This window comes from Mucilaginibacter sp. P2_A5 (genome assembly GCF_056404995.1).
The window spans coordinates 112,431-128,527 of record NZ_JBFUCY010000004.1 but is presented as its reverse complement, the minus strand read 5'-3'; the positions used below and the strand labels follow the sequence as shown (position 1 = coordinate 128,527).

Annotated in this window: 13 protein-coding genes; 7 read left to right on the top strand and 6 right to left on the bottom strand. The window is 41.2% G+C overall.

Translation table 11 applies throughout. The features are described 5' to 3' along the window. Nucleotides 1–60 precede the first annotated feature (60 nt). Nucleotides 61–1,263 carry a sensor histidine kinase gene (locus tag AC1DXF_RS05055; RefSeq protein ID WP_477446761.1) on the top strand — a complete coding sequence of 401 codons (1,203 nt, stop codon included), beginning with the start codon at nt 61–63 and terminating at the stop codon, nt 1,261–1,263. Nucleotides 1,264–2,060: 797 nt separating this feature from the next. Here AC1DXF_RS05055 and AC1DXF_RS05050 read toward each other — a convergent pair. Beyond that, a complete protein-coding gene (locus tag AC1DXF_RS05050; RefSeq protein ID WP_477446759.1) occupies nt 2,061–3,077 on the bottom strand; it encodes a chitinase in 1,017 nt (338 codons plus the stop codon). A 184-nt stretch (nt 3,078–3,261) separates the two neighbouring features. Between AC1DXF_RS05050 and AC1DXF_RS05045 the strand changes: the two genes are divergently transcribed. The 3 genes from AC1DXF_RS05045 to AC1DXF_RS05035 all read left to right on the top strand — a co-directional run bounded on the left by AC1DXF_RS05045 (nt 3,262) and on the right by AC1DXF_RS05035 (nt 4,376). Further along, complete coding sequence (locus AC1DXF_RS05045; protein ID WP_477446757.1) at nt 3,262–3,810, top strand: cob(I)yrinic acid a,c-diamide adenosyltransferase; 549 nt, start codon at nt 3,262–3,264, stop codon at nt 3,808–3,810. Between the two features lie 92 nt (nt 3,811–3,902). After that, on the top strand, nt 3,903–4,124 hold the full coding sequence (locus AC1DXF_RS05040) for a DUF2795 domain-containing protein (protein ID WP_002996718.1): 222 nt from the start codon (nt 3,903–3,905) through the stop codon (nt 4,122–4,124). 105 nt (nt 4,125–4,229) lie between these two features. After that, the gene (locus tag AC1DXF_RS05035) at nt 4,230–4,376 is read left to right on the top strand and encodes a lmo0937 family membrane protein (protein WP_147052108.1); all 147 of its coding nucleotides are present in this window, start codon (nt 4,230–4,232) and stop codon (nt 4,374–4,376) included. 36 nt (nt 4,377–4,412) lie between these two features. Here the strand turns inward: AC1DXF_RS05035 and AC1DXF_RS05030 are convergent, their stop codons facing one another. Together AC1DXF_RS05030 and queA are read right to left on the bottom strand one after the other, a co-directional pair. After that, nucleotides 4,413–5,132 (bottom strand): 2-C-methyl-D-erythritol 4-phosphate cytidylyltransferase, encoded by a 720-nt coding sequence (locus tag AC1DXF_RS05030; protein ID WP_477446754.1) that lies wholly within the window; start codon nt 5,130–5,132, stop codon nt 4,413–4,415. 237 nt (nt 5,133–5,369) lie between these two features. After that, nucleotides 5,370–6,419, bottom strand: a complete 1,050-nt coding sequence (gene queA / locus AC1DXF_RS05025) for a tRNA preQ1(34) S-adenosylmethionine ribosyltransferase-isomerase QueA (RefSeq protein WP_090652026.1) — start codon at nt 6,417–6,419, stop codon at nt 5,370–5,372. Between the two features lie 238 nt (nt 6,420–6,657). On the opposite strand from queA, the gene AC1DXF_RS05020 reads away from it, so the two are divergent. Both AC1DXF_RS05020 and AC1DXF_RS05015 read left to right on the top strand, forming a co-directional pair. Beyond that, nucleotides 6,658–7,905: an ABC transporter permease gene (locus tag AC1DXF_RS05020; protein ID WP_477446752.1), complete on the top strand. Its 1,248-nt coding sequence runs from the start codon at nt 6,658–6,660 to the stop codon at nt 7,903–7,905. Nucleotides 7,906–7,913: 8 nt separating this feature from the next. Further along, nucleotides 7,914–8,441: a DUF3347 domain-containing protein gene (locus AC1DXF_RS05015; protein WP_477446750.1), complete on the top strand. Its 528-nt coding sequence runs from the start codon at nt 7,914–7,916 to the stop codon at nt 8,439–8,441. A gap of 12 nt (nt 8,442–8,453) precedes the next feature. On the opposite strand, the gene AC1DXF_RS05010 is transcribed toward AC1DXF_RS05015, so the two are convergent. After that, the gene (locus AC1DXF_RS05010; RefSeq protein ID WP_477446748.1) at nt 8,454–11,723 is read right to left on the bottom strand and encodes a PAS domain-containing hybrid sensor histidine kinase/response regulator; all 3,270 of its coding nucleotides are present in this window, start codon (nt 11,721–11,723) and stop codon (nt 8,454–8,456) included. A gap of 154 nt (nt 11,724–11,877) precedes the next feature. Between AC1DXF_RS05010 and AC1DXF_RS05005 the strand changes: the two genes are divergently transcribed. After that, nucleotides 11,878–13,164, top strand: a complete 1,287-nt coding sequence (locus tag AC1DXF_RS05005; protein WP_477446746.1) for a citrate synthase — start codon at nt 11,878–11,880, stop codon at nt 13,162–13,164. 228 nt (nt 13,165–13,392) lie between these two features. On the opposite strand, the gene AC1DXF_RS05000 is transcribed toward AC1DXF_RS05005, so the two are convergent. Together AC1DXF_RS05000 and AC1DXF_RS04995 are read right to left on the bottom strand one after the other, a co-directional pair. Continuing rightward, entirely contained in the window at nt 13,393–14,415 is a 1,023-nt protein-coding gene (locus tag AC1DXF_RS05000) for a SusE domain-containing protein (RefSeq protein WP_477446744.1), read from the bottom strand. A gap of 77 nt (nt 14,416–14,492) precedes the next feature. Continuing rightward, nucleotides 14,493–16,088, bottom strand: a complete 1,596-nt coding sequence (locus AC1DXF_RS04995) for a RagB/SusD family nutrient uptake outer membrane protein (RefSeq protein ID WP_477446742.1) — start codon at nt 16,086–16,088, stop codon at nt 14,493–14,495. Between the last annotated feature and the right edge of the window lie 9 nt (nt 16,089–16,097).

Below are 16,097 nucleotides of genomic sequence, written 5' to 3'. Positions count from 1 at the left end.
ATCTTTAATCACTATAACATTTTTTTAATTTAGAAGTTGTTTTGTTATCAAGAAAGTTTAATGATAAAACCTCCCGTTCCGGAAAACGAAAATGAGCGCCTTGCCGCTTTAAATTCTTACCAAATTCTGGATACTTTGCCAGAGCAGGGTTTTGACGAAATTACTTTGATAGCATCTGAAATTTGCCAAACGCCTATTTCATTGGTTAGCTTAATTGATAACGACAGGCAATGGTTTAAATCAAATAAAGGCCTGGAGGTTACTCAAACGCCCAAAGAACTTGCTTTTTGCGCCCATGCCATTTTGGAGCCGGAAAAAGTGATGGTAGTTACCAATGCGCAGGCCGATGAACGATTTGCCGATAATCCATTGGTTACAGGTACGCCACAGGTTGTTTTTTATACGGGTGTGCCGCTGATTAATCCCGATGGTTATGCTCTGGGTACGTTGTGCGTTATTGATCATAAAGCCCGCCAGCTCAATAACGCGCAAATACTTGCCCTTAAAGCACTGGCCAACCAGGTGGTGGCGCAGCTTGAACTTAAAAAGAAAGTTAACGAACTTGATGCAGCCCGGCTCCAACTGGAAGAGTCGAATCAATATCTTGAAAAATTTGCCATAATGGCGGCCCATGATATTCGCAATCCGCTAACCAATATTTTGCTCACGGGCCAGGTATTAAAAGATAGGTTTAAAGACAACCTTGATGAAAAAGGGAATAAATTCCTGGATATCATTAATGCATCGTCTTATAAATTAATCTCGTTGCTCGAAAAGATGCTCGACTATTCAAAATCGAGTAAAGTGCTGATGCAGAACAGGGTGGAAGTTGAAGTGATGCGCCTATTAAATGATGTACTTAAAATGGTAAATGTGCCCGCTGATTTTACTATCAACATATCATCGCGGCCTATCAAAATTACCACATCGGTTGTGACGTTTGAACAGATCATGACCAACCTGATCAATAACGCTATCCGCTACAACAACAAAGCAGAGGGCGTTATAAAAATTGAATTTACCGCCGATAACTGGTTTTACACTTTTAACATTACCGACAACGGGATTGGTATTGCCCCGGAAAACTACACCAAAATATTTGAACCCATGACCACCCTGGGCATCAAAGACCGGTTTGATGAAGATGGTTCGGGCATTGGCCTGAGTACTGTGAAGGGCTTAGTTGAGGCATTAGGGGGTACTATAAAAGTTAACTCGGTTATTGATGAGTTTACTGCGTTTACTTTTACGCTGAAAAGGTAGACTTAAGGCCAGCGTACAACTTACGAAGTTTTAAAAACTTCGTAAGTTTGAGTATGTTTGCTTATCAGAATTTTCAAATCTAAGCCGTGAAAATCAATCTAAATACCTGCTATCACTTATATAACAGAGGAAACAATAAAGATCTTATTTTCTTTGAAGCTGAAAACTATTCTTACTTTCTTGAACAGTTTAAGAAGCATGTATTGCCATTTTGTGAAGTTTTTTCATATTGCTTAATGCCTAATCATTTTCACTTTTTTATCAGGGTAAATGATAAAGAGTTGTTTGAAAGAGGCATAAAGAATTTCTTTATTTCGTATTCAAAAGCAATAAATAAAAATACAATCGTGTTGGAGCCCTATTTCAGGGAAGGTATAAAGTTTCAGAAATAGATTCCAATAGTTACTTTACTAAGATCATTGTTTATATTCATCAAAATCCGGTGGTAGCTGGTCTTGTAAAACGGATGGAAGATTATAAGTATTCATCATACAATGCTTATTTGGCGAATAAACAAACTGTTATAAACAGGCAAGAAGCAATAGATTGGTTTGGCGGATTGGAAAGTTTTATCAGTCATCATAGCACAATTGTAAAAGATGGCGACTTATCCAAGTACATGTGAACTCATTGCTTGCATGTTGTATAGAAACTTACAAAGTTTTTAAAACTTCGTAAGTTAAGGGTGCTTATTAATTACATGGCTCCACAATTTGCCTGATATCCAAATATATGTGAGTTCATTACTTGCGGGGCGTATAAAAACTTCGTAAGTTTGACCCGTTTAGTAGGTTTGTTTAATATTTATACGGTTTCACGGTAGCACATGAACAGGCACAATTTGCATCGGTGATGCCCAGCTTCTTTAAAAAGAACTGGTAGAAACCAATACGGTCTGTCATCCCAAAGTTGTCACCTTTGCCACATTCTACATCTCCGTTAACAATATTAATGGTCATGCCAAAGCCTGGTGTGGTACGGCCGTTTGCTTTATCATTGGCGGTTGGCTGCCATTTGCCGGTCATTACATCATGGGCCGATGGTTTGTGGGTTTCAGGCGTCATCCAGAAATATATGGCAGCTTTAAAAGCTATTACCGGGTCTTGTTCTACCAATTCGGGATTATTAAGCAGGATTTTTGAATTGCCAAAAATAATGTTCGAGGCAAAGCCATAATTGCCGTTGTAGCTTAGCTGCATAGGGCCGCGGCCATAGTACTTTTTACCTTTAACAGCGGGGTATTCGTCGCTGTCGGATATGTAAACATTTGAGGTGTTGTCTTCATGTATCAGCATCAATCCATCGTTGTAACTTCCGTTCATGCCGTGGCGTGTTTCGTGGGCTATCTGTGCAAAAAAAGCGGCTAGTTCTTTTTTGTTGATATCGGCCGCCGAGGCTGTGCAAAAATCTCCATAGTCAACGGTAAAAACGCTGTCTGGTTTCTTTTTGGCCCATTCTTCGTTCCAATCACCGTCCTGGCGTGCAACGGAATCTTTCCCGGTTTTTTTATCGGTGCGGATAAATTGATAAACCGATACTGCCCTGCGTGATATTTTTACTTTAACCTGCCCTAATTCGTCTGCTGCTTTAATAAACGCGGCGTAAGTATAAAATTTATTGCGTTGAGGGAAAAGATCATTAAACTGTTTTTCGGTAAGGATACTACTGATGGATGCTTTAGGAGCTGTTATTACCGTGCTGGCGGTATCCGGATTTTTTTTAGCCCCGGTACTGCCGCCGCAGCTAACAGACGATACAACCACGGCCGTGGCCGCAAGAAACAATAGCTTAGATGATAATATGATCGATTTCATGATTTTTTATAAATAAACAATTTTGACTATATTATAGTTGCAAGTTTAACGCTATCATTTTATAAAAGCATTTTATATGTAAAAATTACACAAAAGAGTTGTGATATAATATTGGAATTGCGCTATTTGTTTTCTGGTAAAATTGATATATTCACTTTGGCTGAACGAGGTATGAAAAGAATTCATGAAGATATATACTAAAACAGGAGATAAGGGGTTTACATCATTAATAGGCGGCACAAGGGTAGCTAAATACCATTTGCGGATAGAGAGCTATGGTACTGTTGACGAACTAAACTCCTACATTGGCCTCATTCGCGACCAGGATATTACCGGTCATGATAAAGAGATATTGAAGCAGATACAGGACAGGTTGTTTACAATAGGCTCCTGCCTGGCGGCGGATCCCGAACGATCAAAAATGGTGATCCCGGATTTGCACATGCAGGATGTGGAGCTACTTGAAAAGGAAATGGACAGCATGAATGAACAATTGCCCGAGCTGCGTCATTTTATTTTGCCGGGTGGCAGTAATGCCATTTCGTTTTGCCATATTGCAAGATGTATATGCAGGCGTGCCGAACGGATAACCGTTGAGCTGGCTACAGAGAGTACAGTGGATGAAAAAGTGAATATTTACCTGAACAGGTTAAGCGATTACCTGTTCACTTTGGCCCGTAAGATTGGAAATGATAGTAAAGTGCCTGAAAATCAATGGATACCGAGGATTTGATAATGTGAAAAAAAATATTGATATTCCACTTAAAAATATTATAGTTTTGCGAAAAAGTTAATTTACTGATAAATTATAAAATATAGAGAAATATGTATTGGACACTTGAACTTGCATCGCATCTTGAAGATGCACCATGGCCCGCAACAAAAGATGAATTAATTGATTACGCTATCCGTTCCGGAGCTCCTGTTGAGGTGATTGAAAACCTGCAGGCACTGGAAGATGATGGTGAACCGTACGAAAATATAGAAGAGATATGGCCGGATTATCCGACTAAAGATGATTTCTTTTTTAACGAAGACGAATACTAATCAGCATAAAAAAGCCTCTTTTTAGGGGCTTTTTTATTTAAGCCACATTTTTGGAATGATTTTAGTAATAAGCTTAACACATTTATCACTTAAAAACTTACTAAAATGAGAGGCTTATTGTACATTATCGCGGTTATCCTGGTATTAGGATGGCTATTCGGCTTTTTCTTTGGACACGCCGGAAATTTAATTCACATACTTTTAGTAATAGCTATTATAGCTTTACTATTAGGCGTTATCCGAAGAGCATAACAACCTTAGGTAAATAAAAAGCCATTAACCGACAGGTTAATGGCTTTTTTTATCCAGTAGTAATTCTGCAATCGCTATATCTTCAGGGAACGTAATCTTGATGTTTTCATGACTGCCCTCAGTAAGTTGAATGTCAATTCCGTTTTGCTCAACAACGCTGGCGTCGTCGGTAAATTTGGGGCTGAAGGCTTGTTCATAAGCTTTTCTTAATATGCCGGCTTTAAAGGTTTGGGGCGTTTGTACCAGGTAAACTTCGTCCCGCAATAAACTTACCGATTTATCGGCAGTGCCCTGCCTTACAGAATCGCGGCTTTTAACGGCTGTTACCGCGTTGCCGTGTTCGCTGGCATGATTGTATGATGTTTGTATAACAATGGCGCTGGTGAGTGGTCGCACAGCGTCGTGCACGGCAATCAAAGCATCGTCGTTGGCACTGATAGCGCTTAATCCGTATTTTACAGAATGAAAGCGTGTTTCGCCGCCGGCAACCAACCGGTGGGGTATGCCGAAACTGTATTTTTCGCACAACTCATGCCAGTATGCATGAAAATCTGGATGAAGCACAATTACGATGTTGGGGTTAACTCCCGAATTAAAAAACGCCAGCATAGTGTGCATTAATACAGGCAGACCGTTAACCAAAAGAAATTGTTTTGGTACCGCAGCCTGCATACGGGTACCCGAGCCCCCGGCTACTATTATAACATATTTAGATGTGAGATTTGAGATAGGTGTTTGGAGAATAGCGTCGGTCATTTTTTTCTGTTTAACCACTTAACCTGTCATGCTTCGTTCTTCAGCACGGCATATTCAATTTTCCTGTCATCCTGAGGAACGAAGGATCTATCAGCTTTGCATGGCCGATAGAAAAGTTCGCGAATAGATGCTTCGTTCCTCAGCATGACAGTTTTTTATTTTAGTAAATCTAAAACAAAAAAAATGAGATATAAGCTTTAGTCTCATATCTCAAATCTGATTATCTCAAATCTAAACTTATATAATCAGCATGGCATCGCCATAGCTGTAAAAGCGATATTTTTCTTTAACTGCAACTTCGTAAGCGTTCATTACATGCTCGTAACCGCCAAATGCCGATACCATCATCAACAGGGTTGATTCGGGCGTATGGAAGTTGGTGATCATGGAGTTTGCAATGCTAAAATCGTACGGAGGGAAAATGAACTTGCTGGTCCAGTCGTTGGCAGCTTTCAGTGTTTTACCCGCAGATACCGCCGATTCGATGGCGCGCATTGAGGTAGTGCCAACAGCGCATATCCGTGCTTTGCGCTCAATGCCGCGGTTTACAATGTCGGCTTGTTTTTGCTCGATAATAAACTGCTCCGAATCCATTTTGTGTTTGGTTAAATCCTCAACCTCAACCGGGCGGAAGGTTCCTAAGCCCACGTGCAGGGTAACTTCGGCAAAATCAACGCCTTTTAGCTCAAGACGTTTCATTAACTCGCGGCTGAAGTGCAAACCGGCGGTAGGGGCTGCAACAGCGCCTTCGTGTTTGGCAAAAATAGTTTGGTAACGTTCTTTATCTTCGGCTGTAGCTTTACGTTTAATGTATTTTGGCAGCGGTGTTTCGCCCAGGATTTCCACGTTGCGGCGGAATTCCTCGTCGGTACCATCAAACAAAAAGCGAATGGTACGGCCACGTGAAGTGGTATTGTCAACAACTTCGGCAATTAACAAATCATCATCACCGAAATATAATTTATTGCCTACGCGTATTTTACGGGCCGGATCAACCAGTACATCCCATAAGCGTAGTTCTTTGTTTAGTTCGCGTAATAAAAAAACTTCGATGGTAGCGCCTGTTTTTTCTTTATTTCCATACAAACGGGCAGGGAATACTTTAGTATTGTTAAGGATCATTACATCCTTATCGTCAAAATAATCAAGTACGTCTTTAAATATTTTATGCTCAATTTTGCCAGAATCCTTGTGTAATACCATTAAACGCGCTTCGTCGCGGGTAGCTGATGGGTTGTGTGCAATTAGTGACTCTGGTAAATTGAATTTAAATTGAGATAATTTCATGTTTGTGTATATGAATTTTCAGGGCGCAAATGTATGAATTTTTTTGTTAAATTCACGGATTTTTTTAAGGGTCTTCTTATTTTATAAACCTTTAAGTTTAATATTAAAATGCTGTAACTTAAACGCAGCAATACCGTCTAAAAAACAAAAACATTCAACCGGGTAAAATCTGTTCTTTTTAGCTTTTGCTACGGTGCAAATGCAGTAAGGTTAACCATTGAAACCAAAATAAGTTTATATGCTGTTTTTAAAACTTTTCGGGGAAAGCTTTTTGTTTGCTTTTGATGCACTAAAACAAAACAAAACCCGCACAACGCTTTCGTTGTTAGGTGTAACCATAGGCATATTTACCATTATAGCCGTATTTTCGGCAGTTGATACGCTGCGTAACAACCTGCAAAACAGCGTTAATAAATTAGGAAACAACAGCATTTACGTTGAAAAATGGCCCTGGGTAGGAGGTAGTGATTTTCCGTGGTGGAAATACTTGCGAAGGCCGGTGCCCAAGCTTAAAGATTTTAATGAGCTGTCGCGCCGCAGCCAAACTGCCGAAGCTTTATCGTACGAGATTAGCATCGATAACCGCACTATTAAATATAAAAGTAACACTGTTGACGGCGCGCAGATAGATGCGGCATCACAAGATCATAACAAAACCTGGAACTTCGATTTTGCCGAAGGGCGATATTTTACCGGGATGGAATCAAAAACAGGCGCCCCGATAACCGATATTGGTTTCGATATAGCCCAAAATCTTTTCCCGGCCGGTGATGCAATTGGCAAACAGATAAAAGTAATGGGCCGCTACGTTACCGTAGTTGGTGTGTTTTCAAAACAGGGAAAGGATATGTTGGGCATATCTACCGATAAGGAAGTTTTATTGCCGCTTAATTTTGCGCACAACCTGGTTGATATCCAGGCCGAAAATTACCATCCGTCCATCATTGTGCGTGGTAAAGATGGCATCCCCACCGATGATGTTGAAAGCGAGATCAAGGGCCTCATGCGTTCAATCAGGAGTTTAAGGCCAGGTGTGGAAGATAATTTTGCGCTTAACCGTACCACTATGCTAACCCAGCAATTGGATAGCGTTTTTAAGGTGTTAAACACAGGAGGCGCAATTATAGGTTTATTTTCGATGTTAGTTGGCGGGTTTGGTATAGCTAACATTATGTTTGTATCGGTAAAGGAGCGTACAAATATTATAGGCATCCAAAAATCATTGGGGGCTAAAAACTATTTCATATTATTACAGTTTTTAATTGAATCCGTATCGCTTTGCCTTATGGGCGGGTTAATAGGGTTGTTGTTTGTATACTTTTTAACGTTTGGCATTAAGGCGTTATTTGATGTGCAGGTGATACTTGGTGCTTCAAATATTATTACAGGTTTAAGCTTCTCGCTGATAACAGGTGTTTTATCAGGAATTATTCCGGCTTATTTTGCTTCGGTGCTTGACCCTGTTGAGGCAATACGAACTAACTAAAATATTAAATGAAAATTGTAATCCGTATTTCCATTTTTGCAGCCATTATAGCTGCCCCGGCATGTAATCAAGCCGCCAAACAGCCGGATACTGCTAAAACCGATACCACAGCTGTTAAAGTTGTTGATGCGAAAATTGCAGATACAACCAATACGGCCAACGTGTTCTCTGCCTATATCTCGCTTAAAAATCAATTCCTGAAATCGGATGTTGCCGGCATTAAAGCCGCCGCTTCAACACTTGAAAGTAAGCTTCTGGGCATAAAGGGCTGTGCCGAAACTGCTACACTTGCCAATGAAATAGCTACAACTGATGATATAAAAGATCAGCGCGCAGCTTTTTTAACGCTAAGTAGCGATGTGATTGCGCTGGTAAAAGGAAGCAGTATAAAAACCACAGCTATTTACGTTGATTACTGCCCTATGGCCGATGGTGGTAAAGGCGGCTATTGGTTATCTCTCGATAAAAAAATAGCAAATCCTTACTTTCCCGAACACATGAAAGAGTGTGGATTGGTGAAGGAACAGCTGAATTAATATAACTATTATTTACTGATTAACACCTACTGCGGGGTTATAATATTTGGCCGCTTTTTCAAACAGGGTTTCGGGTACAAAGGGCTTGGTGAGGTAATCACTCATGCCTGCTTCTAAAGCTTTGTTATAGGTTTCGGGCATGGCATCGGCTGTTAATGCGATAATAGGGATATCCGGGTGCGATTTTTTGATAATAGCCGAAGCTTCAAATCCATCCATAACCGGCATCTGTAAATCCATAATGATAAGATTGTAGCTGTTGTTGTTTACCATATTTACGGCTATCTCGCCGTTTAGCGCCTCATCGGTGCTGGCATTCCATTTTTTTAAAAAACGGGTGGCAATCATCAGGTTCATTTTATTGTCATCTACCACCAGTATATTCATTCCGGCCAGGCTAAGCGAAAGCCCTGTTACAGTTGGTGTAACAGGCTGATGGCCGATGGTTTTTGGAGCTATGTTAAAGGCGATAGAGAACGCAAAGCACGTACCCTTGCCAAGCTCGCTTGTAACTGATATGGTGCTGCTGTGTAACTCAACCAGGCGTTTGGTAATAGCAAGGCCAAGACCGGTGCCTCCATAATCATTATTAATTACATGTTTATCCTGCATAAACGGATCAAAAACAATCCCAAAGCTATCGGCACTGATGCCTATCCCCGTATCGGCAACAGCAAACTTAACTGTAACAGTGGTGCTATCTATCAGTTCTTTATGTAGCTTAATGGTAACGCCACCTGCGTGCGTAAACTTTACAGCGTTGCTTACCAGGTTGTTCATTACCTGGCTTAGGCGCATATTGTCGCCGGTTATCATTTCGGGTATACTTTCGTCTATGATGACATCCATGAATAATTGCTTTTCGGCAACCCTGGCGTGAAATGATTGCTTTATTTTATGGATCAATTGGTGCAGGTTGAACGGTGAGTTGTTAAGCTCAAGTTTGCCGGCCTCAATTTTATTATAATCCAAAATATCATTGATAATAGCCAGCAGGTTCTCGCCCGAAAATTTTAAGGTATTCAGGTATTCCAATTGCTCTGGCCGGGGATTTTCTGATAATAGTAAATTTGTGGTGCCAATAACCGCGTTCATGGGCGTGCGTATCTCATGACTCATGATCGACAAAAACTCCGATTTAAATTTCGATGCCTTTTCGGCCACCTCTTTAGCCCAAATCAACTCCTGCCGCGCTTTTTGCTGGTCGGTTATATCTTCGCCAATGCTGGTGGTTTCTCTAAGATCGCCGTTTTCGTCAAAAATAATGGTGTTTTGCCAGCTTACTACCCGTTCCTCGCCATTGCGGCAAATAATAGGGTTAATAAAATGGGCTTCAACCGCATTATTTTTAAACCAGTTGGTCATAAAATCTTTTAAGTCGTGCGGTATAAAGTGTTCCATCCAATTCATTCCTGCAATTTCGGCCTGCGAGTAACCAAGTAGTTTGGACAGGTATTTATTGCAAAAAATTACGTTGCCGTTTTTATCTAAAGTAATAGCCGCCAGGTTAATGGTTTCTAAAACCAGTTTGTATTTACTTTCCGATTGCCGGTAATCCAATTCGGCTTGTTTGCGTTCGGTAATATCCTGCAGGGTGCCAATAATTTTACGGATGCTGCCATCGTCGCGCCTCATCAGCTTACCTATAATTACACTCAGGTATTTTATATTACCATTTGGGGTAATTATGCGGTACTCTTGCGAGATATCTTTTAAGTTTTCGGGGTTTCTGATTAATTGCTTTAAAATATGCCTGTCATTAGGGTGAACATACTTTAACAACAGCCGCATCTGGTTTAATCCCGGTAAATCACCGGCCGAAACTTCATGTATAATATTCAATTCATCCGACCAGGCAAGCAGGTTTGTGGTTAAGTTCCATTTCCAGTTGCCTATTTTGGCAATGGTTTGGGCTTCCACCAGTTCTACCTGGCTAACTTTTACCGCTTTTTCGGATAATTTAGTTTCTGTGATATCCTGCAATACGCCAAAAATCTTTTTACCGGTGCCATCATCGTTCTGTAACAGTTCGCCACGGATAATCTTAATATATTTTAAATTGCCTTTCGGTGTAATAAATTTATGTTCAAACTGTGGCTGTGTTATTTGGTGAACGCTTGATAGGTAAGCTTCGGCTTTTTTGCGGTCGTCCGGGTGGATGAGGCTGATATAATAATGAAATTTGCTGATATTAGGAGGGATACTGTCAATCTCGAGCAGGCTGAATAAGTTATCTGACCAATAGGCTTCACTTGTAACGCTATCATACCACCAGTTACCGGTTTTTGAAATAGCCTGCGCCTCAAGCAAAAGCGCTTCATTGGCCTTTAGCGCATTTGCATATCTTTTTTGTTCGGATATATCTACAAAAACTAACGAGATACGATGCATATAAGCGCCATTCCGGTCAAAAATAGGCACAACCTTAGCTATAAACCAAAGATCAGAATCAAAATCCGACATGAAATCAAATGACGTTGGCAAGCGGTTTTGTATTACGTAATCAAGAGCCGCATTATATTTCTTCGCCTTGTCTACGCCCAATACGTCCTCTATCTTTTTTCCTATAAATGCTCTCGGGTTAACTGTTATTTTTGTTAAATCGCTAAACCAGGCATTTTGGCAAACCTTATCTTCATTAAACTCATAAATAATATCATTTAACGAGTTAATGAGTGATGTAAGGTCCTCCTGGCTTTGGCGCAGCATGCCATCATTAGCCAACAGGTTGCTATTAAGCTTCATTACATTGTCTACAGCGTTTTTAAGCTTGTATTGATATGATTTTACAACCAGCAGCGACACATAAGCGATAACCGAGAAAACTACAATAAGCACAGCCAGTACAGGCAGCGATATATTCAATTGTGGCGCGTTCAAGTAAGCAGCAACAACGGCCAGCACATTAAGGGCGCATAAAGTAATAAACTCCCGGCCCCGTTTACAAAATAAGGTAAGGGCAATAAATATGGTAATGGAACTAAAAAGGTAAGCATGTCCAAAACCATTAATGCTTAATAATAAGTAGTTATTAATTACCAGGAAAGCTAAAATCGTGATGTAAGTGCTTGCCGTATAAATGGCTTTATTGTTACCGAAAGACAGGCCGAGTGAGATAATACAAAAAAAACTGTTGATAAGCCTCAACCAAATAGGGTCATAGGAGTTATAATAACAAAGATAATGTAACGATGGGCTTGCAATAAACAGGCCGATGAGTAATAACCGGTAAACTGTATCGTCGTTTTGGATTATTAACAGTGTTTTAACTTTCAACGACATTAACAGATACTTTTTAAATGATTCAGGGCAATATTACTTAGTAAACGAGGGGTAATTTAATAATTTTGCAGTTAAAAATTTACAAATAGTAAATTATCTTAGCGGTTATTAATACGCAGATTTAATTACATTTGTTGCAGATACAAAAATTTCTATGTCGGAAACAGCACAGCTAAAAATTGGTGATAAAACATTTGAACTCCCGGTAATTGAGGGTACAGAAGGCGAAAAAGCAATAGATATTTCAAAACTGCGGGATCAAAGTGGTTACGTAACGCTGGATATCGGCTACAAAAACACAGGTGCTACCAAAAGCGCCATTACTTTTTTGGATGGTGAAAAAGGCATCCTTAAATATCGTGGTTACTCGATTGAACAACTGGCCGAAAATGCCAGCTTTATTGAAGTAGCTTACTTATTGATATACGGCGAATTACCCAGGGAGCAGGAGTTAGCCGATTTTCAATACCAGGTTAGCCGCCACACCCTTGTGCACGAGGATATGAAAAAGTTTTTTGATGGCTTTCCATCAAAATCACATCCTATGGGGCAGCTATCCTCATTAATTGGCGCATTGGCTGCTTTTAATCCCGAATCGTTAAAGCCAGGTTTATCTGCCGAGGAAGTGAACCTCGAGATCATGAAGCTGCTGGCTAAAATGAGTACCGTAGTATCGTGGATCTACAAAAAATCATTAGGCCACCCGGTTGTGTATCCACAAAACAAATACGATTATGTAACCAACTTCCTGTACATGACGTTTGCCGAGCGTACAGAAGATTATAAAGTAGATAGGGTGGTGGTAGATGTAATGAACAAATTACTAATACTACATGCCGATCATGAGCAAAACTGCTCAACATCAACGGTACGTATTGTAGGCTCATCGGATGCTAATTTATATGCATCTATTTCGGCTGGTATTTCTGCATTGTGGGGCCCGCTGCATGGTGGCGCCAACCAGGCCGTGATAGAAATGCTGGAAAAAATTAAGAACGATGGGGGAGATACCGATAAATGGATTGCCAAAGCGAAAGATAAGAACGATCCTTTCCGTTTAATGGGCTTTGGTCACCGGGTGTATAAAAATTTCGACCCGAGGGCTAAGATCATTAAAAAAGCCTGCGATGATATATTAGAAAAATTGGGGATTAACGACGAGGTACTGGAGATAGCCAAAAAGCTGGAAGAAGTAGCCCTGAAAGATCCTTATTTTGTTGAGCGCAAACTATACCCTAACGTCGATTTTTATTCGGGTATCATTTACCGCGCGTTAGGTTTCCCAACCGAAATGTTTACCGTATTATTTGCCCTTGGCCGCTTACCAGGCTGGATTGCCCAATGGAAAGAAATGAAGGCCAACAAAGAACCCATCGGCCGCCCGCGCCAGATTTATACCGGCGATACCGACAGGCAATATGTAGACATCAAAGAACGGTAGTTATTGGTTCATTAGTTCACTGGTTCATTGGTCTGCTTTGTCAGGCCTGCGGCTCATGAAAAATCAATATAAAAAAAAGCGATTGGCAACCCCAATCGCTTTTTTTATGCAGTTAAAAACCCGCGTTTAAGACCAATGAACTAATGAACCAGTGAACCAATGAACGAAAAAGACCCGCTGGTTTTCACCGGGCGGGCCTATCAAATCAATCAACTGTGAATAAGTATCTTATAGTTTTGTAATGGTATAAGTATTGGCGTTGGCATCAAGTACTATTTTGTAGTTGCCGCTGGCCGCCACATCAATGTTTGGTCCGTTTTGGGTAAGGCCGGATGTTGGGCCGCCAAGGTTAAAGTCCCAGCCATGATTAAACCTGAATTTGAATTGTTTACCACCAACAAGGGCAACGGTAACGGCGTATGTTTTTGTCCCTGCATCATAGGTCATATCGGTATCATCGCTCCAGCCGCCTGGGGTAGCATCGCCGATAACAGCCCATATTTGTTTGGTAGCAGTAAACGTCATTTTATCTGCGTTTAAGTCAAGATGCAAAGCATATAAACCAGCCGACGGAACAGATAAGTTACCACCAGAGGTGCTTACCTTGCCGCTGCCTGCATCGCCATAGGCTACATCCCATGTTCTTTTAGGGGTGATTTTAAACTCAAGATTACCCGGGGTAAAAGCGACGAAACCATCGTAAATGTTATCGCTGTTTGGCGATTTTAAGCTATCGGCGGTTGCCGGGCTCCATCCCTGGTAAGCTCCTGGAACGTATACATAGCTGGCCAGTTTGTAAGGCTTCACTGTTAAAGTAAGTACGTTGGTATATGATATGGAGTTAGCTGCGACAGCCGATTTAACACGTACTTCCAGGTCGGTATTGTTGTCATATGACAGACCCATGGTAAGCAATATTGCATTTAAACTGCCAACGGTGTATGATTGGGTAGTTCCACTTAAAGCAACCTCGGTGAGTTTGGTCGATTTAAAGCTGCTGCCTTTTACATCCATTTGCAAGGTGTAGCTAACTTTTGCAGCATACCCGGTAACCGAAGTTGCAGGCCAGGTAAAAGTAACAGCAACATCAGTCGCATTATCTTTTGATAACACAGGTGCTGTAGATGTAGCCGCTAAGGTACCTGCCTTGCCAACGTTTGCAACAACCCTGGTTTCATCCTTTTTACAGGATGGCAGCAATAATAGCCCGAGGCTGCTTATCGCTAAAATTTTGGTTAAAAGTCTTTTCATTTCTCTCTTTTAATCTGTTTAATAAATGTTTTTATAAAGAGCCCAAAGCGCCGGGAGGCGCTTCAGGACTATTAATCTTATTTATATCCGTCGTTTTGTTTCAGGGTAGGGTTGTTGACGATATCAGCGGATGGAATTGGCATCAGGTTAAGATGGGCATCAACGCTTGTGCCGGCTTTAACGCCACCTTTCCAGGCCCAGATATAATCACCGCCGGTGAATTTGCCAAAACGGATAAGGTCTGTTCTCCTGTGCATTTCAAACAAAAACTCGCGGCCTCTTTCATCAAGTATGAATGGAAGTGTCAGTTGTAGCGCCGTGATATTACCGGTTACACTGCCACTATAAGCCCTAGTGCGGATCTGGTTTACGTATTGTAACGCTGTAACCAGGTTGCCACCTGTACCGCCGCGCAGAACAGCTTCGGCATAAATCAAATAAGCATCAGCTAAGCGGAACATTGGGAAATCGGTGTCAGGGAAGTTACCTGTTGCGTCAGAACCCGCAGCTCCTGTCGAAGTTACATTTCTGAATTTTTGGATAGCATAACCGTCAGTAAAGGTGTACTCGTCGTTTATTTCCAGATTTTGTCCATCTGTAAAGAAAAGAGCCCTTTTATCGGTATTTCCGCTTGCATCGCTAAATAAGCTTACATACTGCTTTGTCGTACGGAAACCAGACCAGCCTCCATTAATACCAAAGTTGGAAGGGGTCATTTTACCGCCAACCTGGGCATGTACAAGGTATGTAATACCTCCGTACCCGGTGGTATGAATACCGTCAAATGTAATAGGGAAAATTATCTCGTTTGACTTGTTGTTATCGGCAAGGAACAGGTTTTTAAAATTAGGTTCCAAAGTATAGCCTGCAGATATTACTTTGCTGGCGTAAGTTATCGCATCGGTGCTTCTGTCGGTACCGGTATAAACTTTGGCGTTAAGGTAAAGTTTGGCCAGCAACATCCAGTTGGCCGCCTTATCGGCGCGGCCATATTCAAAACGAGGCGCTCCCATGTCTGCCTCGCAAGCTTTCAACTCGGCTTCGACGTATGCGAAAATTTCGGCGCGTGATTTTTGTTTAGGGAAAAATACGCCCACTACATCATTCTCGGTAACAAAAGGAACAGAGCCGAAAAGATCAATAGCATGCCAGTACGCTAACGCTCTTAAAAAGCGTGCTTCTGCGCGGTATTGCTTTGCTTTGGCCAGGTTATCGCCGGTAATACCGTTGCTGGCTAATTTGGCATCGGTAGTTTGACGGATGAATTCATTGTTTAATGAAACCACATAAAATATACGGTTATACATGGCGGTAATAAATTCGTTTTGCGAATTCCATGTCATGTTGTGCAGGTTATGTATGGTACCATCGTTCCAAACAATAGCCGCCTCATCGGTGGTTAACTCCTGCATGTTATAATACTCGCGCAGGTAGTTGCCAAAGCCTTCGTCTATACCTGCAATATCCGGGTTACCTGCCGGGCCCTGCTGGCCGCTTAATGCAAATGATGAGTATAGTTTAGCCAGTATTTGTTTATAGTTAGCAAAGTCGGTATAAACCTTATCAGTGGTAACGGCGTTTTTGGGCGTAAGGTCTTTTTTACACGATGCTAAATTAACTGATGCGCCTATCATTGCGATGGCAACCAGTTTAATGAAATTTCTCTTTCTCATATCTTAATA